Source organism: Nocardia thraciensis (assembly GCF_054782435.1).
Map to the genome: position 1 here is coordinate 25,319 of NZ_BAAGSM010000050.1, position 26,155 is coordinate 51,473.

General features: G+C 68.2%; 24 protein-coding genes and 1 riboswitch. Of the genes, 15 read left to right on the forward strand and 9 right to left on the reverse strand.

The genetic code is table 11. The annotated features are described in order from the left end of the window. Window positions 1-74: 74 nt before the first annotated feature. From ACYVLQ_RS29875 to ACYVLQ_RS29885, 3 genes are all read right to left on the reverse strand, one after another. Window positions 75-2,072, reverse strand: coding sequence for an SDR family oxidoreductase (locus ACYVLQ_RS29875; RefSeq protein WP_460700877.1), 1,998 nt, complete (start codon window positions 2,070-2,072; stop codon window positions 75-77). 318 nt (window positions 2,073-2,390) lie between these two features. Beyond that, the gene (locus tag ACYVLQ_RS29880; protein ID WP_460700878.1) at window positions 2,391-3,071 is read right to left on the reverse strand and encodes a biliverdin-producing heme oxygenase; all 681 of its coding nucleotides are present in this window, start codon (window positions 3,069-3,071) and stop codon (window positions 2,391-2,393) included. Between the two features lie 285 nt (window positions 3,072-3,356). After that, window positions 3,357-4,580, reverse strand: coding sequence for a helix-turn-helix domain-containing protein (locus ACYVLQ_RS29885; protein WP_460700879.1), 1,224 nt, complete (start codon window positions 4,578-4,580; stop codon window positions 3,357-3,359). A 198-nt stretch (window positions 4,581-4,778) separates the two neighbouring features. On the opposite strand from ACYVLQ_RS29885, the gene ACYVLQ_RS29890 reads away from it, so the two are divergent. Together ACYVLQ_RS29890 and ACYVLQ_RS29895 are read left to right on the forward strand one after the other, a co-directional pair. After that, window positions 4,779-5,090, forward strand: a complete 312-nt coding sequence (locus ACYVLQ_RS29890) for a hypothetical protein (RefSeq protein WP_460700880.1) — start codon at window positions 4,779-4,781, stop codon at window positions 5,088-5,090. Beyond that, window positions 5,087-5,386, forward strand: a complete 300-nt coding sequence (locus ACYVLQ_RS29895; RefSeq protein ID WP_460700881.1) for a hypothetical protein — start codon at window positions 5,087-5,089, stop codon at window positions 5,384-5,386. The genes ACYVLQ_RS29890 and ACYVLQ_RS29895 overlap by 4 nt, the downstream gene beginning before the upstream one ends. 68 nt (window positions 5,387-5,454) lie before the next feature. On the opposite strand, the gene ACYVLQ_RS29900 is transcribed toward ACYVLQ_RS29895, so the two are convergent. From ACYVLQ_RS29900 to ACYVLQ_RS29910, 3 genes are all read right to left on the reverse strand, one after another. Continuing rightward, on the reverse strand, window positions 5,455-5,898 hold the full coding sequence (locus ACYVLQ_RS29900) for an SgcJ/EcaC family oxidoreductase (RefSeq protein ID WP_460700882.1): 444 nt from the start codon (window positions 5,896-5,898) through the stop codon (window positions 5,455-5,457). A gap of 33 nt (window positions 5,899-5,931) precedes the next feature. Next, entirely contained in the window at window positions 5,932-6,720 is a 789-nt protein-coding gene (locus ACYVLQ_RS29905) for a methyltransferase domain-containing protein (RefSeq protein ID WP_460700883.1), read from the reverse strand. Window positions 6,721-6,866: 146 nt separating this feature from the next. Further along, entirely contained in the window at window positions 6,867-7,412 is a 546-nt protein-coding gene (locus ACYVLQ_RS29910) for a PadR family transcriptional regulator (RefSeq protein WP_460700884.1), read from the reverse strand. A gap of 46 nt (window positions 7,413-7,458) precedes the next feature. On the opposite strand from ACYVLQ_RS29910, the gene ACYVLQ_RS29915 reads away from it, so the two are divergent. From ACYVLQ_RS29915 to ACYVLQ_RS29930, 4 genes are all read left to right on the forward strand, one after another. Then, a complete protein-coding gene (locus tag ACYVLQ_RS29915) occupies window positions 7,459-8,028 on the forward strand; it encodes a peptide deformylase (RefSeq protein ID WP_460700885.1) in 570 nt (189 codons plus the stop codon). Between the two features lie 93 nt (window positions 8,029-8,121). Next, window positions 8,122-9,144 (forward strand): ABC transporter substrate-binding protein, encoded by a 1,023-nt coding sequence (locus ACYVLQ_RS29920; protein WP_460700886.1) that lies wholly within the window; start codon window positions 8,122-8,124, stop codon window positions 9,142-9,144. Window positions 9,145-9,445: 301 nt separating this feature from the next. Continuing rightward, complete coding sequence (locus ACYVLQ_RS29925) at window positions 9,446-10,672, forward strand: cytochrome P450 (RefSeq protein WP_460700887.1); 1,227 nt, start codon at window positions 9,446-9,448, stop codon at window positions 10,670-10,672. A 104-nt stretch (window positions 10,673-10,776) separates the two neighbouring features. Next, window positions 10,777-11,502, forward strand: coding sequence for a TetR/AcrR family transcriptional regulator (locus ACYVLQ_RS29930; protein ID WP_460700888.1), 726 nt, complete (start codon window positions 10,777-10,779; stop codon window positions 11,500-11,502). 14 nt (window positions 11,503-11,516) lie between these two features. Here ACYVLQ_RS29930 and ACYVLQ_RS29935 read toward each other — a convergent pair whose 3' ends face one another. Next, the gene (locus ACYVLQ_RS29935; RefSeq protein WP_460701021.1) at window positions 11,517-12,911 is read right to left on the reverse strand and encodes a threonine/serine exporter family protein; all 1,395 of its coding nucleotides are present in this window, start codon (window positions 12,909-12,911) and stop codon (window positions 11,517-11,519) included. 484 nt (window positions 12,912-13,395) lie between these two features. Here ACYVLQ_RS29935 and ACYVLQ_RS29940 point away from each other — a divergent pair, with 484 nt between their 5' ends. Beyond that, the gene (locus tag ACYVLQ_RS29940) at window positions 13,396-15,342 is read left to right on the forward strand and encodes an acyl-CoA dehydrogenase family protein (protein WP_460700889.1); all 1,947 of its coding nucleotides are present in this window, start codon (window positions 13,396-13,398) and stop codon (window positions 15,340-15,342) included. Between the two features lie 47 nt (window positions 15,343-15,389). Beyond that, a complete protein-coding gene (locus tag ACYVLQ_RS29945) occupies window positions 15,390-16,004 on the forward strand; it encodes a phosphatase PAP2 family protein (RefSeq protein ID WP_460700890.1) in 615 nt (204 codons plus the stop codon). On the opposite strand, the gene ACYVLQ_RS29950 is transcribed toward ACYVLQ_RS29945, so the two are convergent. Both ACYVLQ_RS29950 and ACYVLQ_RS29955 read right to left on the reverse strand, forming a co-directional pair. Beyond that, window positions 15,985-16,866 (reverse strand): nuclease-related domain-containing protein, encoded by an 882-nt coding sequence (locus tag ACYVLQ_RS29950; protein WP_460700891.1) that lies wholly within the window; start codon window positions 16,864-16,866, stop codon window positions 15,985-15,987. The genes ACYVLQ_RS29945 and ACYVLQ_RS29950 overlap by 20 nt on opposite strands. Window positions 16,867-17,087: 221 nt before the next feature. Beyond that, window positions 17,088-18,782 (reverse strand): GMC oxidoreductase, encoded by a 1,695-nt coding sequence (locus tag ACYVLQ_RS29955; RefSeq protein ID WP_460700892.1) that lies wholly within the window; start codon window positions 18,780-18,782, stop codon window positions 17,088-17,090. A 164-nt stretch (window positions 18,783-18,946) separates the two neighbouring features. Here ACYVLQ_RS29955 and ACYVLQ_RS29960 point away from each other — a divergent pair, with 164 nt between their 5' ends. The 7 genes from ACYVLQ_RS29960 to gcvP all read left to right on the forward strand — a co-directional run bounded on the left by ACYVLQ_RS29960 (window position 18,947) and on the right by gcvP (window position 26,095). Further along, window positions 18,947-19,573 (forward strand): CDP-alcohol phosphatidyltransferase family protein, encoded by a 627-nt coding sequence (locus ACYVLQ_RS29960; protein ID WP_460700893.1) that lies wholly within the window; start codon window positions 18,947-18,949, stop codon window positions 19,571-19,573. Window positions 19,574-19,662: 89 nt separating this feature from the next. Continuing rightward, complete coding sequence (gcvH, locus tag ACYVLQ_RS29965; protein WP_460700894.1) at window positions 19,663-20,061, forward strand: glycine cleavage system protein GcvH; 399 nt, start codon at window positions 19,663-19,665, stop codon at window positions 20,059-20,061. A gap of 175 nt (window positions 20,062-20,236) precedes the next feature. Continuing rightward, window positions 20,237-20,713: an oxoglutarate dehydrogenase inhibitor Odhl gene (odhI, locus tag ACYVLQ_RS29970; RefSeq protein WP_460700895.1), complete on the forward strand. Its 477-nt coding sequence runs from the start codon at window positions 20,237-20,239 to the stop codon at window positions 20,711-20,713. A gap of 14 nt (window positions 20,714-20,727) precedes the next feature. Then, complete coding sequence (ftsR, locus tag ACYVLQ_RS29975) at window positions 20,728-21,534, forward strand: transcriptional regulator FtsR (RefSeq protein ID WP_460700896.1); 807 nt, start codon at window positions 20,728-20,730, stop codon at window positions 21,532-21,534. A gap of 77 nt (window positions 21,535-21,611) precedes the next feature. Continuing rightward, window positions 21,612-22,085 (forward strand): bifunctional nuclease family protein, encoded by a 474-nt coding sequence (locus tag ACYVLQ_RS29980; protein WP_280263969.1) that lies wholly within the window; start codon window positions 21,612-21,614, stop codon window positions 22,083-22,085. Window positions 22,086-22,240: 155 nt separating this feature from the next. Then, on the forward strand, window positions 22,241-22,831 hold the full coding sequence (locus tag ACYVLQ_RS29985; protein WP_460700897.1) for a MerR family transcriptional regulator: 591 nt from the start codon (window positions 22,241-22,243) through the stop codon (window positions 22,829-22,831). Between the two features lie 179 nt (window positions 22,832-23,010). Then, window positions 23,011-23,105: riboswitch (glycine riboswitch) on the forward strand. 176 nt (window positions 23,106-23,281) lie between these two features. Next, window positions 23,282-26,095, forward strand: coding sequence for an aminomethyl-transferring glycine dehydrogenase (gcvP, locus tag ACYVLQ_RS29990; protein ID WP_460700898.1), 2,814 nt, complete (start codon window positions 23,282-23,284; stop codon window positions 26,093-26,095). Window positions 26,096-26,155 lie beyond the last annotated feature (60 nt).

Below are 26,155 nucleotides of genomic sequence, written 5' to 3' on the forward strand. Positions count from 1 at the left end.
TGTAGATACGCAACCGTAGCTAGTCAATAGTAGCTACGAGTACGTATCTAGTTGAGTGCGTTCCGGTGGCCGGACTACCAGTGCAGCCCGGGGATTCGGTTGATGATCCGGGCGGCGGGGGTGGGCAGGCTCATGAGCGGCTGCACTATCGGTGCGAGGGTGAGCAGTGGACTGCGGACCTCGACATGATCGGCGGCCTCCGTACTCCGTTCCGCCGCACGGGATTCGCCGAACCGGCGGAAGCCCTGGTGCAAGACGGCCTTCTTCACCGAGGGCAGCACCGTATCCACCAGTTGCGCGAAAGTGCCTATGGGCGTGTCGATTCGGGCCGGACGCTGCTCCAGGGCGCGCACGACTATCGCGGCCGCCTGGTCCGGCGTGTGCACCGGGATCGAGCGGTAGAGCTCGGTCGGCGCGATCATCGGCGTGCGCACCAGCGGCATGCGCACGGACGTGAATGTTATTCCGGCATCGGCGTTCTCGACGGCGGCGATATCGCTGAAGGTGTCCAGCGCCGACTTGCTCGCCACGTACGCGGCGAAACGCGGCACCTTGGTCTGCACCGCGATCGAGGAGATGTTCACGAAATGCCCGAACCGCCGCTCGCGCATCGCGGGAAGCAGCGCCAGGATCAGCCGCACCGCGCCGAAGTAGTTGACCGCCATGGTGCGTTCGAAATCGTGCATCCGATCGGTGGACTCGAGCACCGAGCGGCGGATCGAGCGGTCCGCGTTGTTGACCGCGTAGTCGATGTGGTGATGATCGGCCAGCACCTGCTTGACCAGCAGCTCGACCGCCTTCTCGTCGGTGATGTCGCACGAATAGGCCTGCGCCGCACCGCTTTCGGCGCGCACGGCGGCGGCCGCCGCCTCCAGTTCGTCGAGGTTGCGGGCGACCATCAGCACGGTGGCCCCGCGGCGGGCTACGGCATGTGCGGTGGCGAGGCCGATGCCGGAGGAGGCGCCGGTGATGAGCACGATGCGGCCGCGCAGCGGATCGCCGCTCTCGCCGCGGCGGGCACGGTCCGGATCCAGGTGCGCACTCCAGTATTCCCAGAGCCTGGCGGCATAGGAGTCGAAAGACGGCACCGGCAGGCCGCGTAACCGGGAGCGGGTGGAATCGGAGATGAATTCCGACTCGAACGACACGTGCGGCGCGACCTCGGCGGGGATTCCCGCCTGCTGCGACAGCAGATCCCGGATCTGGGTCGCGCCCGGCAGGTGTGCCAGGGCCCGCAGCGCGGCGTGGCTGCCCGGCACGCCGAGGCCCGTCGGCGCACCAGCGGCGCGGGCGAGGGCGGCGTAGATCTCCGCGAACGGCTGCGGGTCGGGATTGACCAGGTGGAAGGTCCGCTTGTGCAGTCCGGGGCGGCGGATCAGACGCACCATCGCCGCCGCGACATAGTCGACGGGGACGATATTGGTAGCGCCCAGATCCGGCAGCGGCAGCGGCAGTTCGGACGGCAGGGCCGCCAGCCGGGCGATGGCAGGGAAGAAGTAGTAGGGGCCGTCGATCTTGTCCATCTCGCCGGTGCGCGAATCGCCGACGATGACCGCGGGGCGATACACCCGCCAGCGCAGCCCCTTCGACTCCCGGACCAGTTTCTCGGCCGCGAATTTGGTGCGGTGATAGGGGGAGTTCAGATTCTGGCCGAGGTCGAAATCGTCCTCGAAGAATTTGCCGCGGTGGTCGCCCGCGACCGCGACCGACGACACGTGGTGCAGTACGGCGCCGAGCCGGGTTGCCAGCGCGATGACCTCACGGGTGCCGGTGACGTTGGCGGCGTAGGCGGCTTCCTCGTCGGCGGTCATGTCGTAGACCGCGCCCAGGTGCACCACGTGCTCGGCGGTCGGCGGATCGTCCTGCAACCCAAGGCCTTCCGCGGACAGATCGCCGATGAGCGGGAAGACCCGGTCTTGCGCGTTCCAGGTCGCGGCCAGTTCGGCGAGCTTGGCGGCCGAGGCCTCGCGCACCAGCGCGTGGATCACCGCGCCGGGATTGTCCTCGAGCAGCCCCTGCACCACTCGCCGTCCCAGAAATCCCGTGCCACCCGTCACGATGTAGGAAACCATCGCCCCTCCTGCCTGTCGAACCTGTTGTCGCACAACGCGTCTCGCCTGTACTGCGACGCTGCTCGTCCGACATTCGTCGGTGGATGCGGACGTGAAAGATGCGGCCCGCTAACAGAAGTTGGGCCGGGGTAGGAACACCTTCGTGCCTAACTGATGGGTAACTTTAGCGGCGAACCGGCTGGGCTCGCAACCTGACGGCGCCCCGCGTGGTGTGTGTCGTGTCACCACGTTGGGCGCTGTTCGGTATGTGTGTCAACGGTTTTCGGGTAGCCGTGCGGTGTGTTGGCAACTTTCTGGCTAATGATGATTCGGCGAAAATCAGCCCTGACGCCGCACCGGGAATTCGGCGGCGAGGTCCGCGAAGAGGGCGGTGTTGAGCGCGAAGGCGCGCTGGCACTCGCCGAGCACGCGCTGCTTCTCGAGATCGTCGACGGCGAGCTGATCGAGCAGTACGCGATACTCGCGCTTGAACGCCGCGGGGTTGGGGATCTGGTCGAACACGTAGAACCGCACCCCGTCGCCGCGCTTCGGTAGCTGCCACAGCTTCTCGGCGGTCCCGCGGATCACCTGGCCGCCGGACAGGTCGCCGAGGTAGCGGGTGTAGTGGTGCGCGACATAGCCGCCGGGCCAGGTCCGCGCGCACTCCTCGACCCGCGCGGCGTAGCTGGCCGTGGACGGCAGTGGATCGAGATCCTCGCGCCAGGCCGGTCCGCCCAAATGCGCCAGATCGGCCTCGATATTGGCCAGCCGCGCCAGCTCGGGGCGGATGAACGGACCGGCGACCGGATCCTCGGCGAGCACGTCCCACTGCGCCTCGAGCGCGCGGTACACATGCCACAGCTGCCCGGTATAGCGGTAGAACGCGTCCACGCCGAGGGCGCCGCCGAGCATATCGCTCATGAACGGGGAATTCTCCGCATCCGCATGCTGCCGCTCGGTAGCGCTGCGGATCTGCGCGGAGAACGGCACGCTCTCCGACGATGTCCTGGTCTCCGGCATGATCCCGCTTCCTCGCCTCCACGAACACAACTATGGGTAACCTAACTTCACTCCTGACAATACCGGTCGAAGAAGACTGGTGAATCAAACTTTCGGACGAGAGTTGGCCGTCCGGTGGTGTGCGTGTATGTGCGTGGCGTGCGATGAGCTGGTGTTATGGACATCGGCGAATACTGGCGAACACCCCGGGCGGCGCGAATTGTGACATGGAGGTGACACAGAACGGCCCGCGCTCCGGAAGCTGAGCGCGGGTCGTTTGTTGGTTCGTGAAGGGGCCGGCTGTGCCTACGCCGCCAAGCCGACTCGGCGACTCAGCTCTCGCACATCCATCCGCATCCCGGACGGCGGCGACTTCAGCAATCCGAGCAGCATGTCTCGTGCGAACCCGTTGTATCTGATTGTCTCGGGCGCGGTCTGTTCCGATTTCGACAACATCGCGAACGCTGCGGTCGATTCACCACGAACGCCGTGTGCTCGAGCCACCTCGATGAAATGTCGGCTGCGCCGCGGGACCGAGATGATCTGGTCTGCATCGAACGCCTGCGCCGCCTGCAATGCCTCACCGGGTCGGCGCAGCTCGACACCCAGCGTCACCGCGTGCGCACCCATCACCGGCACCGAGAACGATGTCTGTACATGGCGGTATGCGGGGCCGAGCTTCTTCGCCATCCGGTCGGCGCGCTCCCAGTAACGCCATGCCTCACCGTGCCTGCCGCGCCGCGCGTGAACGTACGCGATCTCTGCATCCAGCGCCCCTGCGATTCCTCGCCAATCATCGGACGTGCTGTCCCGATCGATATACGGCGCAAGGCGTTTCGCCGAATCCTGGGCGAGACTGATCGCCTCGTCCCAGCGTCCGGAATCCCGGAGCGCCTGCACCATCGCCCAAGCGCTGCACGCGATCACATACGGGTCGTCAGTCTCGTAGCCTTCGCTCAGACCGCGGTCGGCGACCATCCAGACCAGTTCCGGCGCAGGCTGATACGCGACGTAGAAGTCGGCCAGCTGATACACCCCCGCCAGGATCTTCCTCGCCGCCCGCCGGTCGCTGCCCTGCACGCGTGCCGCGCTCTGTGCGTCCCTGATCAGTCCGGGCAACAACGCTCCGAGTTGCGTACGGTGGTCCGGGCTCGAATGCCGGACATTCCACGCAGCCCTCAGCCGCTCTGCAAGGTGCTGCACACTCGCCGCGTGGCTTGGCGCGTTGAAATGGATGCCCGTTAGCGCAGCCTGGACTTCTGCGAGAGCCGCGTGCCGTTCGCCCGCGAAAACCGCCACCGGCACCGCGTGGCCGTTACCGGTCAATTGGGCCAGGTCCTCGAGTTCTAGAGCCTGTGCGATTCTCAGCAGCAGCGGCAGCTTCGGAGTCTGCAGCCTGCCGTTCTCGACTGCCTTCAACCACTCGGCAGACCTGCCGATCAGTCCCGCGAGCACGGGCCGCGACATTCCCGCGCGCTCACGGTGCAGCTTGATTCGATGGCCGATCGCCAAGCCCTCTCCGCCGTCCACGGTGTACGCCTTCCGTCAGACTGCCCCGTCAATCTTGAAGCGTAGCCACCTGGTACGGGGTACGGAATGTACCCGGTGGAATCGAGACCCGCTCTTAGCGTCTGATTCAGGCCCCGCCGCCGAGCCGTAGCCAACACCCCGATTCCGGCTCCCCGGCGGTGGGCGCCTTCCGACAACGGAGTGGAGGCAGCGGGGGCGATGAGAGAGAATCCGACAGCGTTCGCGTGGGTCGACCCGACCATCAGCCCGTGGGGGGAGTGGGAGAACGCCCGGATCCGCCAGCTCGCGCGGCGGCTCGGCTATCGCCTGTACTGGCCTGAGCCCTCGGTGCTGCCGCTGGTCGATCAGGTGCGTGACGCCGATGTCGATGCGGTGATCACGCCGTCACCCTGCCACCTGGATGTGATGCAGCTCCACGCGTTGATGTCCATCGTGGATGTTGAAACCGCGACTCCGAGAATGAGTTTCGCTCGGTGGGCGGTGCTTCCCTGCCAAGTGGGGGAGGCATGAGTAGCGCGGCCGTTTGGTCGGTGCTGATCGGGCTCGTGGTGATCTTTTGTGGCGTGGTGGGGGTGGTGGTGCGCGGCGAGCTGGACGAGGACGACGACGAGGGTCCCATCCAGACCCTCGAGTTCGTGGCCTACACGCACACCGCGCCGGGGCGGCCGTTCACGGTGCCGCAGGCGCACGCGGCGATGCAGCAACACCGTGCTTGCCGCCAGGAGGACTGCCCGCGTAAGCGCGCGGCCTACCGAACCCTGGTCGAAGCGCGACACATCAAGCCGGACTCTGGCCGTACCTACTGATCGGACGGAGTCGCTGAGTGGGAAACCGTGCAGTGCAATCCAATTCGAGGAAGGGGTCACATGGGTCGTCAGTTTCCGGCCGTCGGGTCGGTGGGGGTGAAGTCGTCGAGGCCGTTGATTCTGGTGTTGTGGGCGGCTCGGATGAGCCAGGTGTCGGTGTGTTTGACCAGGACCAGGGTGATCAGACCGTGGCGGTCTTCGGGGGCGGTTGCTCCGGGGAGGTGGTGGTCGGGCCAGGTCCATGTGGTGTGGACGAGGGCGACGTTCGGGGCGATTTCCTGGATGTCGACGATTTCCTGGGTGTAGCTCCGCTTCTGGGAGATCACCGAGGCCGGGGCGTCCTTGTGGCCCGCCACGTTCTCTTGGCGGGTCCGCCACCAGAGGCCGCGGTGGGTGATGAAATCCGATTTCTCGGTGAAGAACCTGCCCCACTCGTCCATCTCGTGGCGGATCCAGAGGTCGGTGTATTCCGCCAACGCGGCCCGGATGGTCCGCTCGTCATCGAGGTTCATGTCACGAGTATTGAACCTGAACAATGCTAGAGGTCAAGGTTGTGTTCCGGTGGCGCGCTCGGCGACGACGATGAATAGCGTCGCCGAGCCGAAGAAGGGCTCGGCGGACAGATGGGCGAGCCATCGGTCCGCGGCTTCCGTGGTGAGATAACCGGCGTCGACCGCTCGGCTGGTTACCCGTTGAAATCCGAGGACCTGATCGGCGGCATGCGCGTCGCGGAAGACGGCGGTGATGGGCAGGACGTCACGGACATCGAATCCGCAGGCGGTGGCGAGCGCGGGTAGGCGCCTGCCGATGTGCCCGTGTCGTACGGCAACCTCGGCGACGAACCGGGTATACGCACGCGCGACGCCGATGTCGGGATGGTCGATGATCAGCGTGTCCCAGTCGGGTTCCGCGAATACCGCGGTGCCGCCGGGCCGCAGGACTCGTGCGACCTCGCGCAGCACGGTGTCCGGTTCGGCGACGTGCTGCAGGACCCGGTCGGTGTGGGCGCGGTCCGCGCTGCCGGTGGCGAGATCCAGCGCGTGTATATCACCGTGGCGCAACTCGACGTGCGGCAAGGTGGCTGTTCGCGATGCCGCCTCGACGAGGGCGTCCGCGTCGTTGTCGAATCCGATCACGTGACCCTCGGCGCCGACCGCCGCGGCGAATGCCTCCAGGTCCGCTCCCCGGCCGCAGCCCAGCTCGAGAACGGTCTCGCCGGCACGAATGTCCAGCTGTTCCAGCGCGATCCGCTTGTACTGTCGACCGATGGCGGAATCCGCGAGGCGCTGGAGATAGTTTTCCGGGCGACGGTCTTCGAAGATCACGGCGGCCATGGAGACGAGAGTACCGACAACCCGCGGATCGGTGCGGCGTCGCCGGGGGAGCACGTAAGCCATGCGGGTGCGGAAGGCGACGGGGGAGTATGGCGGTGGCGAAGTGGGCGGTGACCGCGGAGGCCTGCGCGGCCGCCCGGGATTGCTCAGCGCGGCACGTCCAGCTTGTCGATGTCGGCGAGAACCTTTTCGTGCCAGTCGATCTCGGCCTGGATGCGAAGGCGGGCGTGATCGACGACGAGGTCGTCGACCGTGTTCTGGTCGGGCCAGCGGCGGTCCAGCTGGTGTTCGATCCCGGCGGCGCGGGCGCGCAGGGCGGCGATGCGGTCGGTGAGATAGCCGCGCAGCAGTTCGGGATCCAGGTCCGCGCTCACCGCCAGCGCCAGATCGACGGGGTCGGGGCGGATGGCGACGTCGGTGAAGGCCTCGTCGCGCAGCGCCCGCAGCTCGCGCCGGCCCTCGTCGGTGATCTCGTAGACCGTCCGCGCGGGCTGGGCGCCGGGCTGTTCGGTGCGCAGCGGCCGGATCAGGCCCTCGTCGCTCATGCGGTGCAGCGCCCCGTACAGCGAGCCCGGCTTCACCCGCGACCACAGGTCGGCGCGGTCCAGCCGGGCGTCGCGGCGCAGCTGGTGGCCGTGCATGGGGCCGCGCCTGGCCAGCGCGGCGAGGACGAAGAGCCGGGTCTCGTTCACCCCCTCAGTCTGACACGACTACTCGTATTTGAGTACTCTCGGACGCATGCCTGTGCGACCGATCCTCATCGCCGGAGATCCCCGGCTCACCACACCGGCCGTTCCCGTCACCGATTTCGACGGCGAGCTCGCCGAGTTCGTGGACGTCCTGTTCGAGACCAATACCGCGGCCAACGGTGCGGGCCTGGCCGCCAATCAGATCGGCGACCCGAGGGCGGTCTTCGTCTACGACCTGATCGACGACGGCGTGCGGCATCGGGGCTACGTGGTGAACCCGGTGCTCGAGACGTCGGCGATCCCGGAGACGATGCCTGATCCGGATCTCGACGGCGAGGGCTGCCTGTCGGTGCCGGGGGAATGGTTCCCGACCGGCCGGGCCGACTGGGCCCGGGTCACCGGCGTGGACGTCGAAGGGTCTCCGACACAGGTCGAGGGCACGGGATATCTGGCGCGCTGCCTGCAGCACGAGACCGACCACCTGGCCGGGAAGCTCTATCTGGAGCGCCTCGTCGGCCGCAATCAGCGCGCCGCGCGCAAGGTGGTGAAGCGGCGCGAGTGGACGCGGCCCGGCAATTCGTGGCTGCCGGGTGCGGATATCGATCCGTTCCACGGCTGAGTCGATAGCCCGTCGATAGCTGACAGGTAGCGGTGTCGCAAACTAGGTTAGGCTGACCTATCCACCGCAGCCCGACGCGAGGGAGGACGGGGTATGAGATCTGTCGATTCGGCGACGCCACTGACCCGCCGCGGCCTGTTCGCGGCCGCCGGGGCCACGGCCGTCGCGGCGGTGCTGGCCGCCTGCGGGCGCGCGCCGGAAGACGCGACCGGGTTCGGCGCCTGGTCGTTCACCGACGATCGCGGTAAGGAATTGCGCGCCAACGGGATTCCCGGCCGCGTGGTCGCCTTCACGGGTTCGGCGGCGGCACTGGCGGACTACGGCGTGGCGCGTCGGATCGCCGGGGTGTTCGGGGACGCGACGGCGGCGGACGGCGCGAAATCCGAACTGGCCGGAGATCTGGACCTGGACCGGCTCACGGTGCTCGGCAACGCCTGGGGCGATTTCCCGCTGGAGAAGTACGCCGCTCTGGAGCCAGATCTGCTGGTCACCGACACGTATACGGCGGACCAGCTCTGGTACGTCCCCGACGACAGCCGCTCGAAGATCGAGTCGATCAATCCGAATATCGCGGCCATCGCGGTGGCGAGGCAGCCGCTGCCGGTGACGATCGGCCGGTACGAGCAACTGGCCGCGTCGCTGGGCGGCGATCCGGGCGCCCCGGCGGTCGCGCGGGCACGGGCGCGGTTCACCGCGGCGGGGCAGGCGGTGCGGGGCGCGGTCGCGCAGCGGCCCGGCCTGCGCGTGCTGGCGGCCTCCGCGGGGCCGGACACGTTCTACGTCTCCGATCCGCGCGCCTCGGCCGACCTGCGATACCTCCAGGAGTTGGGAGTGGAGCTGATCGTGCCCGAACGCGTCGACAGCCAAGGCTTCTACGAGAGCCTCAGCTGGGAGAATGCCGACAAGTACCCGGCCGATCTGATCCTGCTCGACGGCCGGTCCAATGCCCTGCAACCCGACGCCCTGGCCGGAAAACCGTTGTGGCGCACCCTCCCAGCGGTCCGCAACGGTCAGATCACGCCTTGGAGCACGGTATTCAGGTACTCCTACGCCGGGGTCGCGCCCCTGCTCGAGCGGTATGCAACGGCGCTGCGGTCGGCCCGCGCCGCCGCCTGAGCGGATACTCCGCGGGGCCCGTTCGCCGCGGCGTCGCGAAATCCGCGCGTGGTGCGAACATTCGCGAGTGGCAGTGCTGCCTCTTCGAACCGATGATCCGGGCTGTCCCGGGCTTGCGGAAGAGCGACGAGCCTGGCGGCCGGTGCCGAGAACATCCGGATACTCATCGAGAACGGTGAACACTTGCCGCGTAACCGCGGCGACGGCGCGTACTGAAATGTGAACATCCTTTAGTAAAAGGTGTTCACAAAACGGGTGTGGTGTGGTTCACTCCAGTGGAACGTGTTCCAAAGGAGGTACCGTGTCAGCCCCGTCCATCTCGCACGACTTCGACTTCACCGATCCCGACCTGCTCTCCACCCGCCTGCCCGTCGAAGAGTGGGCCGAACTGCGCCGCACCGCCCCCGTGTGGTGGGTCGACCAGCCCGACGGCGTCAGCGGCTTCGACGACGGCGGCTACTGGGTCGTCAGCAAGCTCGACCAGATCAAGGAGATCTCCAAGAACTCCCAGGTCTGGTCCACCAACGTCAACACCGCGGTGATCCGGTTCAACGGCGACATCACCCGCGACGAGATCGACATCCAGCGGGCCATGCTGGTGAACACCGACCCGCCCGCGCACGACAAGCTGCGCCGCATCATCTCCCGCGGCTTCACCCCGCGCGCGGTGCAGAGCCTGCGCGCCGCGCTGACCGAGCGCGCCGAGCGAATCGTGCACGAGGCCAAGCAGACCGGTGGCGGCGACTTCGTGCAGCAGGTGGCGTGCGAACTGCCGCTGCAGGCCATCGCCGAACTGCTGGGTGTGCCGCAGTCCGACCGCGGCAAGCTGTTCGAGTGGTCCAACCAGATGATGGGCTACGACGATCCCGAGTTCAAAGACAGCTACCGGATGGCCAACGCCGAGGTCATGGGCTACGCCTGGAACCTGGCGGAGGAGCGCAAGAAGTGCCCGGCCGACGATATCGTCAGCCAGTTGGTGACGGCCGACGTCGACGGCGAGGCCCTCGGCTCCGACGAATTCGCCTGGTTCGTCATCCTTTTGGCCGTCGCCGGGAACGAGACCACCCGCAACGCCACCACGCACGGGATGAAGGCCTTCGTCGACAATCCGGAGCAGTGGGAGCTGTACAAGGCCGAGCGGCCGCGCACCGCGCCGGACGAGATCGTGCGATGGGCCACGCCGGTCGTCGCCTTCCAGCGAACGGCCTTGGAGGACACCGAACTCGAGGGTCAGCCGATCGAGAAGGGCCAGCGGGTCGGGCTTTTCTACGCCTCGGCCAACTTCGACGAGGAGCACTTCGACAAGCCGTTCGAATTCGACGTGATGCGAAACCCGAACCCGCACGTGGGATTCGGCGGCACGGGCACCCATTACTGCGTCGGGGCCAACCTGGCGCGGCTGCAGCTGGATCTGATCTTCAACGCGATCGCCGACGCGATGCCGAACCTGCGCGAGATCTCCGAGCCGGTCCGGCTACGCTCGGGCTGGTTGAACGGTATCAAGAGCTGGCAGGTCGCCTACGAGTGAGCGACCGGGGCCGGTGGCGGCGGCGGGCGTCGCCACCGCCACCGGCCCCCGCGGCGGAGGACGGGTCGGGGAGCGCGGGCGCGCTCGTGTGACGGAGGCAGAGGATGAGTGAACCCGCGCGGCGGGGCCGGTTGCCCGCGGTGAGCGACGCGGACATCCGGCGGGTGGCGAGAACGCTGCTGGTGCAACAGGGTCCGGAGGCGGTCACCCTGCGCGCCATCGCGCGGGATCTGGGCATCACCGCACCCGCGCTGTACCGGTACTACTCCTCCCGCGACGATCTGGTCGCCGCGGTGCGCAGCGATATCTGCGCCGACCTCGCCGCCGAACTCGCCACGCAGGTGGCGGAGCTGCCCGAGGACGGCGTGGTGCAACTGTTGGCCATCTGCAAGGGTTTCCGGCACTGGGCGTTGGCGCACGCGCGGGAATTCACCCTGGTCTTCGCCTCGCCGACCGGCGAGGGCCCCAGCGCCCTGCGGCAATTCGACGAACCGTTCGGCCGCATCTTCCTGGAGGCGGCCGGTAGGCTGCTCACCACTTACGACATCGTCACCCCGGCGACCGACGTGATCCCCGAGGCGCTGCGCGAGGATCTGATCGGGTTCCAGACCGAATTGCTCGCGGTGCTTGCCGAATCGGGCCAGAAGTTCCCGGCGGAGAAGCTGGACCTGGGCGTCACCTATCTGATGATCACCTTCTGGGCCCGGCTCTACGGTCACGTGACACTCGAGGTGTTCGGCAACTACCCGATCCCCGTGCGGGATTCAGAGGCGCTGTTCGACGCGACGCTCGCGGATCTGGTCCGCGCGATCGGCCTCGAGGTCGCCTGAGCACCGGTCGCCCGCTAGGACGCCGTGCGGATCACCGGACGGCGAATCCCCTGGAACCGCCGCAGGATTCGCGGCTGGCGCAGGTACCGTGCCATCCATTCGCCGAGCGTGACCCCGGCCGCGAGCGCGCATCCGATGCCGAACGCGGCGAGCATCTGGTTGAGGCCCAGCAGCTGCTGGTCGTTGAGCAGCGCGGACAGACCCCGGTACACCTTCAGACCGGGGAGCAGCGGCGTGATGCCCGCGACCGCCACGACCAGCGGCGGGGTCAGCGCACGGCGGGCCATCAGACCACCGGCCAGGCCCACGACGGTCGCGGCGACGCCGGAGGACACCACCGGCCCGAAATCGGCGTACTGCACGAACAGGTAGCAGACCGTGGCCGCCATACCGCTGATGCCCGCGGCGGCCAGGGCGCGGCGCTCCGCGTAGCAGGCGAGCGCGAACGCCGCCGACGCCACGGCGCCGGCGATCAGCTTCACCGGAAGATTGTTGATGTCGTAGGTCGACGCCGACATATCGATGGGTGGTCGCACCGCGCCGAGCAGGGTGGCCGCCCGCAGTCCCAGTGCGACGCCCGCGATGATGCCGCCGGTCATCACCAGCAGCTCGAGCATGCGGGCCGCCGCGGTGATCGGTGCGCCGGTGATGGCGTCCTCGACCGAGCCGACCAGGCTCAGACCACTGAGCAGCACGGTGATTCCCGCCGCCACGATCAGCGACGGATTGGCCTCGATCCGCCCGCCGAAGGTGGCGAGCAGGATCGCGGGGATCGTGGCGATGGCGCCGCCCACCATGTGCTGGAAGAACAACGGCAGTCCGCGGCGGTTGAGATAGCGGTTGGTGCCGTAGATCGCCGCGGTCGCCACGAAGCTCGCCCCGGCGAGCAGCACGCCGCCGCCGAGTAACAGAGCGATCGAGGCCGCCATGAGCGACCAGCCGAACGTCGCGATCCAGCGGTTGTAGGGGTGTGGCGCCGTGGTGATCGCCTCGAGCGCCTCGAGCGCCTCCTCCGGCGGCATCAGCTCGCGGCGGATGCGTCGGGTGAGTCGGTCGACGGCGGCCAGCCGGGTGAAGTCCATCGAGCGGTAGTTCACGATGCGCATGGTGCTGGCGGGCGGCAGCGTCGGCCCCCGGTCGGCCGAGATTCGGATCGCGTTGTAGGTGACGTCGACGTCGACCTGCGACAAACCGTATGTGGCGGCGATGAATTCGACTTGGGAGGTGGTGTCGGTGACCGCCGTGCCCGAGGACAGCACCACCTCGCCCACTCGCTCGGCGAGATCCAGCACCTGGGTGACGCGGGCGTCGTCGGTGAGGTCGATCGGCTGCAGCGGGGCGGGCGCCTCCACCACCGCGTCGGCGGTGGCTTTCCGTTCCGCGACGAGGCGATCGACCACCCGATCCATGGCTTGGGTGACGTGTCGCAGTCGCGGGCGCCGCTCGGGCTCCTGCGCATACGGGATCGCCACCGTATCGGCGTCGTCGCTCACATTGTGCACGGTAGATGCTGCCGGGGTATCCGTCAGCCGCGGCGCGCGCGATCGTGCGTCACCGGCGTCTGGACGGACCTGCGGTTTCGCCGGTGTCCGCGCAGGTTGGGCGGATTCGTCCAGCGGATCCGGTCCGGTCGCGGGCGCCGCGGGCGTGGCCCGGTCGGCGACCCGTTTCGGTGCCTGATCCCGGCGAATTCGCGGCAGCGAATTCGGATGAACCGGCGCCGGGCGGTCGTCGCGGTTCGGACCTTCGGCGTCGCGGGCGGCGGAGGCGGGAACGCCGAGACCAACCGGTCCGGTGTGTTCGTGATCAGAGGGCACCTGGTTCCCTTCGGCTCGGCCGTGTCGTGTGTTACGGATCGGCTATCGGACGAAATCTGCGGCTATGGTCGGAGGCATGGGCACCGAGAACACTTCCGCGGACCAGCTGCGAGCGGCCCTGGACGGCCCTTGGCGCGAGGTGCGCGAACAGGCGCGACGGCAACTCTGCGACGATCGGCTGTTCGGCGATCCGCACCTAGACTACCGGGCGGCCCGGGCACGGGTCCTCGACCAGATGCGCCTGGTCTCCGAATTCGGTTATGCCGAAAAGGGTTTCCGGATCGAGCACGGCGGCACCGGCGATCCGGGCGGCGCGGTGACCGGGCTGGAGATGCTGGCCTACGCCGATCTGTCGCTGTGGGTGAAGTGCGGCGTGCAGTGGGGGCTGTTCGGCGGCGCGGTGGAGAATCTCGGCACCGAGCGTCACCGTGACGTCGTCAAGCAGCTGCTGCCGCTGGACCTGCTGGGCTGTTTCGCGATGACCGAATCGGGCCACGGCAGCGATGTGGCGAACTTGGAGACCACCGCCACCTACGATCCCGCGACCCACGAGTTCGTGGTGCACAGCCCGACCGAATCCGCGCGCAAGGACTACATCGGCGGCGCCGCCGAGCATGCCCGGATGGCCGCGGTGTTCGCGCAGTTGATCACGCAGGGGGAGAATCAGGGCGTGCACTGCTTCCTGGTGCCGATTCGCGACGAGCAGGGGCGCGATCTGCCCGGCGTCACCACCTCCGACTGCGGGCTCAAGGGCGGCCTGCCCGGCGTGGACAACGGCCGGATCCGGTTCGACCAGGTGCGCATTCCGCGGGAGAACCTGCTCAACCGCTATGCGGACGTGGCCCCGGACGGCACCTACGGCTCGGAGATCGAGAACCCCAGCCGCCGGTTCTTCACCACGCTCGGCACGCTGGTGCGCGGCCGTATCAGTGTCGGCGGTGCGGCCGCTGCCGGTGCGCGGGTGGCGTTGAGCATCGCCCTGCGCTACGGCGACCAGCGCCGCCAGTTCGCCGATCCGGACTCCGGCGAGGAGACGGTGCTGCTGGACTACCGCAGCCACCAGCGGCGGCTGCTGCCGCACGTGGCCCGCGCGTTCGCGCTGTCGTTCGCGCAAAACGACCTGGTGCGGCGCATGCACGCGGTGCAGACCGGCCAGGATCTGGACCCGGCCGCGCAGCGGGCGCTGGAGAAGCGGGCGGCGGGGCTCAAGGTCGCCCAGACCCGGCACGCCACCCGCGCCATTCAGGAGTGCCGCGAATGCTGCGGCGGCGCGGGCTATCTCACCGAGAATCGGCTGGTGACGCTGAAGGCCGACACCGACGTGTTCACCACCTTCGAGGGCGACAATGTCGTACTCACCCAGCTGGTGGCCAAGGAGCTGCTCACCGCGTACTCCGACGAGGTGCGCGACCTGGACGCGTTGGGCTGGGTGCGGTTCGCCGCCACCATGGGCCGCGACGTGGTGCGCCAGGGCACCGGCGTGCGCCAGCTCATCCAGCGGCTGCGCGACCGGTCCGACGAGGGCGTCGACGACGGCGACCTGTCCAAGCGCTCGGTGCAGCTGCAGCTGTTAGCCGACCGCGAGGACTACCTGGTGCGGACCGCCGCGCACCGGCTGCGCGCCCGCGCCGAGGAGACCGGGCCGTTCGAGGCGTTCAACAACGCCCAGGACCACATCCTCACCGCCGGTGAGGCGCACATCGACCGCCTGGTGCTGGAGGCGTTCATCGAGGGCATCGCCGGGATCGACGACCCGGAGGCGCGCGCCCTCGCCGATACCGTCTGCGACCTGTTCGTCTTCTCGTCGCTGGAGCAGAATCTGGCGTGGTACATCATGCACCGGTTCATGTCGGTGGAACGGTCGAAGGCGGTGCGCCGCGGCGTCAACGAACTCGTCGACCGCCTCCGCCCGGATTCGGCGACTCTCGTCGAGGCACTGGGCGTCCCGGAGCAGATGCTGCACGCCGCCATGCTGAACGACGCCAGCGTCCACCAGCGCGGCGTGGTCGCCCACCCGAAGTAGCCCGCACGCCGGAACCGAAGGGAGATCGCACTCGCTATCGTCGAGCCGTGAACCGACCGCTCGTTATTGCAAGGCGTGAGATCCTTGCCCTCGTGGCGGCGGTCCTGGGCATCGTCGTCACCGTGTTGCTGCCGTTGACATTTCCGGACGGCGGCGGGCCGACGGGGCTGGATCGGGTGATGGAGGAGTGGGCGCACTCGGCCCTGGGCGAGCATCCCGGGGTGTTCGAGGCGCTGGTTGTCCCCAGCAATGCCTACATCCTCCTGCCGATGCTGGCGGCCGGTGTCATCCGGTATGCCTCGCGGCGGGACTGGTGGAGCGCCGGATTCCTCTTCGTAGCACCGGAAGTCGCGGTCGCCGCGAACACCTGGGCGTTGAAGCCGGTGTGGCACAGGCAGCTACAGGACTATCTCGCCTATCCGAGCGGGCACACCGTGCACTTGGTCGCCATCGCAACGGCTTTCGTACTGCTTGCCGGGACGCAGCGCACCCGCGTGGTCGAGATCGCGGTCTCCGCCGTGCTGCTGGTGGCCGTCGCGGTCGGCATGGTCGGGCTCGGCTACCACTACGCCACCGATGTTCTCGGCGGGACGGCGGCGGCGATCACCCTGGTGACCGCGCCGTACGCGGCGATGGAACGGCTCAGGCGGAGCCGTAGGTGAGCAGCATCGCGAGGATGAACCACAGCACCCACGCCGCGGCGACCAGCATGCCGATGGCGAGGACGATGCGAAGCGCCGCCCGGCCCATATCCACCCGGCCGACCTCCCGCGGATACAGCTTCCACGGGCTGTACCAGGGCGTCCGGAAGGCCAGCGGTCCGGAATAGGCCTGCTCGGCCGCCGCCTTCTCCTCCAGGTAGGCCTCGGCCTGCGCTTGCTGGGGGCCGCCGTACCACAGCGTGATGTCCACCGGCCCGCCGAAACCCTCGTGCTCGAGGTCCTGCGGCGCGGGCAGGTACGGCAGGATCCCCAGGCCGCGGAAGGTCATGGCGATGTCGTTGACCGTCCACTGCGCGCGGCCCTGCGAGGCCAGCGTCTTGAGGTAGTCCGCGAGGCGGCGCGGATCGTCGCCGAGCACGACCTCGAAGCTGGGATCGTTCCACATCTGCCGGATCTTCAGATCCGCGCCGTGCGGCGGCACCACCAGCACCACGCCGTGGACGACGCGCTGCCCGAGGTTGCGTTCGGCGAGCCAGCTCTGCAGGGCGTAGGTGTGGTCGCGCGACTTGTCCAGCGGTGCGCGGCGGTCGCCGCCCTCCAGCGTCATCACCTGGTTGCCGACCCGCCAGGGGCCGTTGAGCGGCACCTCCATCTCGCCGCTGGCCTTCTCCACCAGGGCCTCGGCCTCGATCACCACGCAGCTGGTCGGCGTCCAGACCACCGCGTCGAACTGATGCAGCCGGTCGTTGTGGAACAGGCTGCAGTTCACGGTGGCGACGCCGTGCGGGTCACCCTGCCCTTTCCAGGTGCGCAGCCAGTCGATCAGCGCGCGCTCGGCCAGGGTGCCAGCGGCATTCTGCACTCGCACGAGCATTGGCGACCAGCCCTTCCCGTCGACACTCGGTACCGAAAGCATATGTGCCCGCGCCCCTTCGGGTGGGGACGCACTCCCGCGTGTGGGCAATCGAGTGCCCGGACCACCCGCCCGGCGTCGATCCAGCGTGCCACTCCCAGTGGTTCCGGTACGCCACCCCCGGTGATTCCGGTACGCCACTCCCGGTGGTTCCGGGGTGTGGGCCGCTCTCAGGCCGTGGGCACCGCCGGGTCGGCCGGGCTGATCGGCAGGCGGAGCGCGCCCGGTGCCGCGGCGGGCACCGTGGGCCGGGCGGGGGCGACGGGGGCGATCCGGCGGTATGGCTGTCCCAGTTCGGGGCGGGTGTCGGCCTCGCCCTTGTTGGGCCAGAACGCCATCGCGCGCTCGGCCTGCGCGGTGATGGTGAGGGAAGGGTTCACGCCCAGGTTGGCCGTGACGGCCGAACCGTCGGCGATATGCAGCCCCGGATGGCCGAAGACCCGCTGGTACGGATCCACCACACCGCTCTCGGGCCCCTCGCCGATCACGCAGCCGCCGATGTAGTGGGCCGTCGCCGGGATGTTGAACACATCCATGACCAGGCCCTGCACATCGCCGTTCACCTTCTCGCCGAACCGCCGCCCGACATCGTGCGCGATCGGGATCCAGGTCGGATTCGGTTGTCCCGTACCCTGTTTCGTCTTCAGCTGGCCCCATCGCCGGAAGGAGGTCAGTGAATTGTCCAGCGACTGCATGACCAGCAGGATGACCGACTTCTCCGAGGCGTGCCGGGCGTTGAGGCTGCGCAAAAACACCATCGGGTGCAGCACCATCGCCAGCAGGAACCGCAGGAACCGGAACGCGCCGCCGTCGACGATCGGCGCGGACAGCGGGAACAGCGCGTTCTGCCCTTTGCCGTAGTGGCACACCTCGATATGGGTATCGGGCTCGGGGTGGATGGAGGAGGTGATGGCGATGCCCTCGGCGAAGTCGGACCGCTCGCGGCTGACCACGTTGAGGATCGCCTCGGAATTACTGCGGGTCAGCTCGCCCAGCCGCGGCGACAGGTTCGGCAGCACGTCCGCGTCGCGCATCTTGTGCAGCAGCTTCTGGGTGCCCAGCGCGGCCGCGGCGAAGACCACCTGCTCGGTGGTGAAGGTCTTGCGGCCCTTGCGAATCCAGCGATCCGAGCGCTCGGTCTCGATGGCGTAGCCGCCGCCGACCATCGGCCGCACGCTGCTCGCGGTGGTGAGTTCGAACACCTTCGCCCCCGCCTGCTCGGCGAGATACAGGTAGTTGGTGGGGGTGGTGTTCTTGGCGTTGTGCGGGCAGCCGGTGAAGCAGCGCGCGCAGTGGATGCAGCCGCTGCGGCGCGGGCCGACGCCGCCGAAGTACGGGTCGTCGACCTCGGTCCCCGGATCGGCCTCGTTGAAGAACACGCCGACATCGGTCGGATGGAAGGTGTCACTGACGTTCAGGTCGTCGGCGATAGAGCGGATCACCTCGTCGGCGGGGGTCATCCGCGGGTTCGGCGCCACCCCGAGCATGCGGGTGGCCTGGTCGTAGTAGGGCGCCAGCTCGGAGCGCCAGTCGGTGATGTGGGCCCACTGGCGATCGGTGTAGAAGTTGGGCAGCGGCTCGTAGAGGGTGTTGCCGTAGATCAGCGATCCGCCGCCCACGCCGGAGGCGGAGAACACCGCGCACTTGCCGAGCAGGCTGATCCGCTGCGGACCGGTCAGGCCCAGCCGCGGCGCCCAGATCGACTTGCGCACATTCCAATTCGTCTTCGGAATGGCTTCGGCGGGCCAGCGGCGGCCGGATTCGAGGACGGCCACCCGGTAGCCCTTCTCGGTCAGCCGCAGCGCGCTGACGCTGCCGCCGAATCCGGAGCCGATCACCACCACGTCGTAGTCGAAGTCGGGCATGGTCTTCCTCTCAATCCACCGCACTGCAATGACACGATTTCCGACTCATTCTTTCATCCCGGCAGAACCGTCCCGTCGGGGATGGCTCGAAACCTATCCTGCCCGCATGTCGGGTCCGGCGCGCCCGTATGGCGCCGCTGTGCCGTTTCCGGTAAGCAACAGCTGTGACGAGCGAACCACCCGGACCCCCGGCCGACAGCCGCCAGGACCGCATTCTCACCGCGCCCAACGTGCTGAGCGTGCTGCGGCTGATCGGCGTCCCGGTGCTGCTGTGGCTGCTGCTGGTCGAACACGCCGACGGCTGGGCGTTCACGCTGCTGATCGTCAGTGGATTCACCGATTTCCTGGACGGCAAGCTGGCCCGGCTGCTGGATCAGTACTCGCGGCTGGGCGCGCTGCTGGACCCCTTCGTGGACCGGCTGTATCTGGTGGCGACCATCCTGGGCCTGTTGCTGCGCGGCATCCTGCCCTGGCCCTTCGTCGTGGTGCTGATCGGCCGCGAGTTGGTGCTGGCCGCGGTGCTCCCCATCTACAGGCGGCGGGGGCTGCCCCTGCCAGAGGTGATCTATCTGGGCAAGGCGGCCACATTCGCGCTGATGTCGGCCCTGCCGTGGCTGCTGGCCGGACAGATGGACTGGGCGCTGGCAGGTTTCAGCCGGGCCTTCGGCTGGGCATTTTTGATCTGGGGTACGGCCGCCTACGTCTGGACGGGCGTCCTGTATCTCGGCAAGGCGTTCGCCGTGGCCCGTGCGATACCGGCTGTGCCGCAGGGATCTCACATCCAGACATAGCCCGGGGGTGCGCGGGGTAAGCCTGTCCGCGCGAGCCGATACAGTGATCATCACGCCGGAGAGAGGATGCCCGTGAAAGGACTGCAGTCGTGAGTGACGTTCCCGAGGATCTGCGCTACACCGAGCAGCACGAGTGGGTGCGGCGGACCGGTGCGACCCGGGTGCGGGTGGGCATCACCGATTACGCCCAGTCACAGCTCGGTGACGTCGTGTTCGTGCAGTTGCCCGCGGTCGACACCGACGTCAAGGCCGAGGAGGGCATCGCGGAGGTCGAGTCCACCAAGAGCGTGTCCGACATCTACGCTCCGCTGAGCGCGAAAATCGTTGCGGTGAACGAGAATCTGGACAGCGAGCCGGAGTCGCTGAACAGCGATCCCTACGGTGCGGGCTGGATGTTCGAGATGGAGGTCTCCGACGCCGCCGACCTCGACGCCACCCTCGGTGAACTGCTCGATGCCGCAGGTTATGAAGGAGTTATCGGGGCCTGAAGCGGCCTTCACAGTTCTACCTGCACGGGATCCCCCGGGCAGGGTACGGTCAATGCCAACAGATGTGCCGGCGGCCGGTGCCGGAATTTCCAAGGGCGCGACAGCCGGTCGCGTCGGTTGACGGCAAGTGCATCGGATGCTTGTACGGATAATCGGTTCGAGGAGGAGAGCAAGGGTGAGCGAGAACAAAGACCCGGGTTACGGGGAGAGCGCGGCCGAGACTACTTCGGTGTTCCGCGCTGACTTCCTCAACGAGGTCGACGCGTCGCGCACCGGTGAGCAGACCGGCGATCAGCCGGTCCAGGGGGTCGAGGGCCTGCCTCCGGGCGCTGCCCTGCTGGTGGTCAAGCGCGGTCCGAACGCCGGCTCGCGATTCCTGCTGGACCAGCCCACCACCTCGGCGGGGCGCCACCCCGACAGCGACATCTTTCTCGACGATGTCACCGTCTCCCGCCGTCACGCGGAGTTCCGCCAGGACGACGACACCTTCCAGGTCGTCGATGTGGGCAGCCTGAACGGCACCTACGTCAACCGCGAGCCGGTGGACTCCTCGGAGCTGCAGAACGGTGACGAGGTCCAGATCGGCAAGTTCCGGCTGGTGTTCCTGACCGGACCGCGGCCCGTCCAGAACGATTCCGCCGGCGCTCTATAGCGGGTCGGCACGAGATGACAGGCGCAGCGCAGTGGACACGCGGAGGTATGTCGATCGGCTCCGTGCTGGACCTGCTGCGTCCGGACTTTCCGGACATCACCATCTCCAAGATCCGCTTCCTCGAATCGGAGGGGCTGATCAGCCCGGAGCGCACGCCCTCGGGCTACCGCAGGTTCTCCGTCGCCGACGTCGAGCGGCTGAGGTTCGTCCTCACCGCGCAGCGCGACCAGTACCTGCCGCTGAAGGTGATCAAGGAACAGTTGGAGGCGATCGACAGCGGCGCCGCGACGCTCGGGGTGCGCGAGGCGCGTGCCCGGGCGGACGGCGCCGGGGCGGACGGGCCGGGGCAGTCGTCCGGCGCCGCTCGCCCCGCCGGCGCCCTCACCCCACCCCGGAGGCTCGGCGTGGTTCCCGGTGAGGTGTCGCCCGAGGAGTTGCGGTTCGACCACGAAATCCGCGTCACCCGAGCCGATTTGCTGGAGCAGGCCGGTATCGATGAGAAGTTTCTCTCCGAACTGATCCGCGCCAATCTCATCACCCCCGGCGCGGCGGGCTTCTTCGACGCCGAGGCGGTGACGCTGGCGCGCACGGCCAAGGCGCTGAGCGAATTCGGCTTGGAGGCGCGGCATCTGCGCGCATTCAAACTGGCGGCCGACCGTGAGGCGGCGATGGTCGCCCAGATCGCCGCACCGATAGCCAAGAGCCGGGACGCCGACGCGCGCGCCCGTGCCGAGGAGACGGTGCGCGAGCTCGCGGCCCTGTCCCTGACGCTGCACACCAGCCTGGTGAAGACTGCGGTGCGCGGTGCGCTCGGTAGCTGAATTCTTCGCCTAGACTCGGTGATACGGCCGACCCATCGTGCCCGTGGGGAGGTCGGCGATGCATGGGAGGCAGTGCGATGAGTGAAATGCGTGTGATCGGCATCCGTGTCGAGCAGCCCCAGAACCAGCCCGTGCTGTTGCTCCGCGAGGTGGACGGCGATCGATACCTACCGATCTGGATCGGGCAGGCGGAGGCGACCGCGATCGTCCTGGAGCAGGAGGGCGTGACGCCCATCCGTCCGCTCACCCATGACCTGATCAAGATCCTGATCACCGAGCTGGGGCACACGCTCAAGGAGGTCCGGATCGTCGATCTGCAGGAGGGCACGTTCTACGCGGATCTGGTGTTCGACAACGACCTGCGCATCTCGGCCCGGCCGTCGGATTCGGTCGCGATCGCCCTGCGCGTGGGTTGCCCGATCTATGCCGAGGAGCCGGTGCTGGAGGAGGCCGGGTTGGTGATGCCCGACGAGCGCGAGGACGAGGTGGAGAAGTTCAAGGAGTTCCTCGAGTCGGTCTCGCCGGACGACTTCAAGGCGACCGACAGCTGACCCCGGTCAGCGGCGGGATCTCAACCTCACGTAGAGGGTGAGAAACACGCCGCACGCGAAGCTTGGTCCGGTGCCACTGCTGCCGGGACAATCGAGGGAGTAGCCTCGACAGTTAGGCCGTTGTTCGCATCGGCGAAGCAGTGAGGGAGTAGTCAGTGGGAGATCAACCGCAGCAGACTGGACCGGGGGCGCGGCCCGCCACCGTGGTGCAGCCCGGGCTGTTCCCCGATGACACGGTGCCGGACGACCTGGTCGGGTACCGGGTTTCCAGCGCATGCCAGGTGGCGGGCATCACCTACCGGCAGCTCGACTACTGGGCCCGCACGGGTCTGGTCGTCCCGTCGATTCGCAGCGCCACCGGCTCGGGAAGTCAGCGTCTCTACTCGTTCAAGGACATCCTGGTCCTGAAGATCGTCAAGCGGTTGCTGGACGCGGGCATCTCGTTGCAGAACATTCGCATCGCCGTCGACCACCTGCGCAGCCGCGGCGTCGAGGACCTGGCCGGTATCACGCTCTTCTCCGACGGCACCACGGTCTACGAGTGCACCTCCCCGGAAGAGGTCGTCGATTTACTGCAGGGCGGCCAGGGCGTCTTTGGCATCGCCGTCAGCGGCGCCATGCGCGAACTGACGGGCGCCATAGCCAACTTCCCCGCAGAGAAGGCCGAGGTCAGCACGGCCAGCGACCGTCCGGAAGACGAACTCGCCTACCGCCGCAAGGCCCGCATGAACCGCAAGACGGGATAGTTCGGCCGTACCTTGTCGTCTCGGGGATGTCGTCCGATAACTCGGGGCATGTTTCCTCTTCTTGTCTCGGGCACCATCCCCTCATCCCCGGCACGCTTCATTCGCTTGATCCCGGCACGCTTTTCGGCCGGGGAGGTAACACGCCCGACATCCGGGTACGCATAGACTGGGCACCGCGTCAATGCCGTGCGGGAGAGTTCCGGGTCCTACCCGGGCGCCGAAGGAGCAGCACCTCCCCGTCAATCTCTCAGGCACCAGGGACCGTGCGGAGTTCGACGTCTCTGGAAAGAGGTGGCTGCACACAATGCAGGCCACCCGCCCATGGGGAAAGGGATCCCGCGCGCGGGACCTGAATCTCTCAGGCGCCACGACAGAGGGGGAGGGCCCGAAGATGTCGGCGTCGTGCGTTGCGCGCGTCGTGCCGACTCCGCCCTGACCCTGGGAGCTGCCGTGACCCGTTCCTTCGCCGATCGCCACATCGGACCCGATACCGCCGCCACCGACCGGATCCTCGACACCGTCGGCGTCGGATCGCTGGACGAGCTGGCCGATCGCGCCGTCCCCGCCAGCATCCTCGACGCGACGGCGGCGAACGGGCTGGGCGTGCTGCCCCCGGCAGCCTCCGAACACGAGGTGCTCGCCGAACTCGACGCCCTCGCGCGGTCCAATACCGTCGCCGCCTCCATGATCGGCCTCGGCTACTACGACACCCTGACCCCGCCGGTGCTGGTGCGCAATCTGCTGGAGAATCCGGCCTGGTACACCGCCTACACGCCGTATCAGCCGGAAATCAGTCAGGGCAGGCTGGAGGCGCTGCTGAACTTCCAGACCATGGTCTCCGACCTCACCGGCATGGAGGTCGCCAACGCGTCCATGCTGGACGAGGCGACCGCCGCCGCCGAGGCGATGACGCTGCTGCTGCGCGCCAACCGGGGCAGCAAGTCGAACCGCCTGCTGATCGACGCCGATCTGTTCCCGCAGACCCGGACGGTGCTGTCCACCCGCGCGGAGCCGCTGGGCATCGAGATCGTCGAGGCGGACCTCGTCGCGAACGCGCTGCCCGACGGCGAGTTCTTCGGGGTGCTGGTCCAGGTGCCCGGCGCCTCCGGGCGGATCGTCGACCGGACCGATCTGATCGCCGCGGCGCACGAGCGCGGCGCGCTGGTCGCCGCCGGAGCCGACCTGCTGGCGATGACCTTGATCACGTCGCCCGGCGAGCAGGGCGCGGACGTATGTTTCGGCACCACACAGCGTTTCGGGGTGCCGCTGGGATACGGCGGCCCGCACGCGGGCTACCTGGCGGTGCGCACCGCGCACGCTCGCCAGCTGCCCGGCCGCCTGGTCGGGGTGTCGAAGGATGCCGACGGCCACCTGGCCTACCGGCTCGCGCTGCAGACCCGCGAGCAGCACATCCGCCGGGAGAAGGCGACGTCGAACATCTGCACGGCGCAGGTGCTGCTGGCGGTCGTCGCGGCGATGTACGCGAGCTACCACGGCGCGGACGGGCTGCGCGCGATCGCCCGGCGTGTACACGGGTACGCCGAACGCTTGGCGGTGGGGCTCGGGGAAGCCGTTGTGCACGAACGGTTCTTCGACACCGTGCTGGTTCGGGTGCCCGGCGGCGCGGAGGCCGTGGTGGCCAAGGCGCAGGGGCGCGGGGTCAATCTGCGGCTGGTCGACGCGGACCATGTGGCGGTGGCCTGCGACGAGGCGACTACCGAGGACCACCTGGCGATCGTGCTGGATTCCTTCGGCGCCGACGGTGTGCCGAGTAGGACGGCGATGCCCTCGATCGAGACCCGGACCTCGGAGTACCTGACCCATCCGGCGTTCACCCGCTACCACACCGAGACCGCCATGCTGCGGTACCTGCGGCAGCTGTCCGACAAGGATCTCGCGTTGGACCGCAGCATGATTCCGTTGGGTTCGTGCACCATGAAACTCAATGCCACGGCGGAGATGGAGCCGATCACCTGGCCCGGATTCTCCCGCGTACACCCGTACGCGCCGGTCGAGGACGCCCCGGGCCTGCTGCGCGTGGTGGAGGATCTGGAGGCATGGCTGTCGGCCATCACCGGCTACGACCGGGTGAGCCTGCAGCCCAACGCCGGTAGCCAGGGGGAGTACGCCGGGTTGCTGGCGATCCGTCGCTATCATCTGGATCGTGGTGATACGCACCGGGATACGTGCCTGATTCCGTCCAGCGCGCACGGCACCAACGCCGCGTCCGCGGCCATGGCGGGGCTGCGGGTGGAGGTGGTGAAGTGCCGCGAGAACGGTGACGTCGACCTCGACGACCTGCGGGCCAAGATCGCCGACCACGCCGACCGGCTGGCCTGCATCATGATCACCTATCCGTCCACGCACGGGGTGTACGAGCAGGAGGTGGCCGAGCTGTGCGCGCTGGTGCACGACGCGGGCGGCCAGGTGTACGTCGACGGCGCCAACCTGAATGCGCTCGTGGGACTTGCCCGTCCGGGCCGGTTCGGCGGTGACGTCTCGCACCTGAACCTGCACAAGACGTTCTGCATCCCGCACGGCGGCGGCGGGCCCGGCGTGGGGCCGGTCGCGGTGCGCGAGCACCTGGCGAAGTATCTGCCGGGGGATCCGCTGGAGGCGGGCTCGCACGCGGTGTCGGCGGCGAAGTACGGGTCGGCGTCGATTCTCCCGATCACCTGGGCCTACATCCGGATGATGGGCGCCGACGGGCTGCGCCGCGCCACCCTGACCGCGATCGCGTCCGCGAACTATATTGCGCGGCGGCTGGATTCGCACTATCCGGTGCTCTACACGGGTGAGAACGGGATGGTCGCCCACGAGTGCATCCTGGACCTGCGCGAGATCACCAAGCGCACTGGCGTCACCGTCGACGATGTCGCAAAACGCCTGGCGGACTATGGATTCCACGCTCCGACGATGAGCTTTCCGGTGGCGGGCACGCTGATGGTGGAGCCGACCGAGAGCGAAAACCTCGAAGAGCTGGACGCTTTCATCGACGCGATGATCGCGATCAAGGGCGAGATCGACGAAGTCGCCGCGGGCACCTGGCCCCTCGAGGACAGCCCGCTGCGCGGCGCCCCCCACACCACCGCCTCCCTCGTGGGCGACTGGCCCCACCCCTACACCCGCGAAACCGCCGTTTACCCCCAGGGCCTCACCTCCCCCCGCCCCAAGGTCTGGCCCGCCGTCCGCCGCGTAGACGGCGCCTACGGCGACCGCAACCTCGTCTGCTCCTGCCCACCCCTGGACGCCTACACCGACTGATTCCGGCAGTCTCCTCCGTCATTCCGGCAGTCTCCTCCGTCATGCCGGAATGGCGGGTGC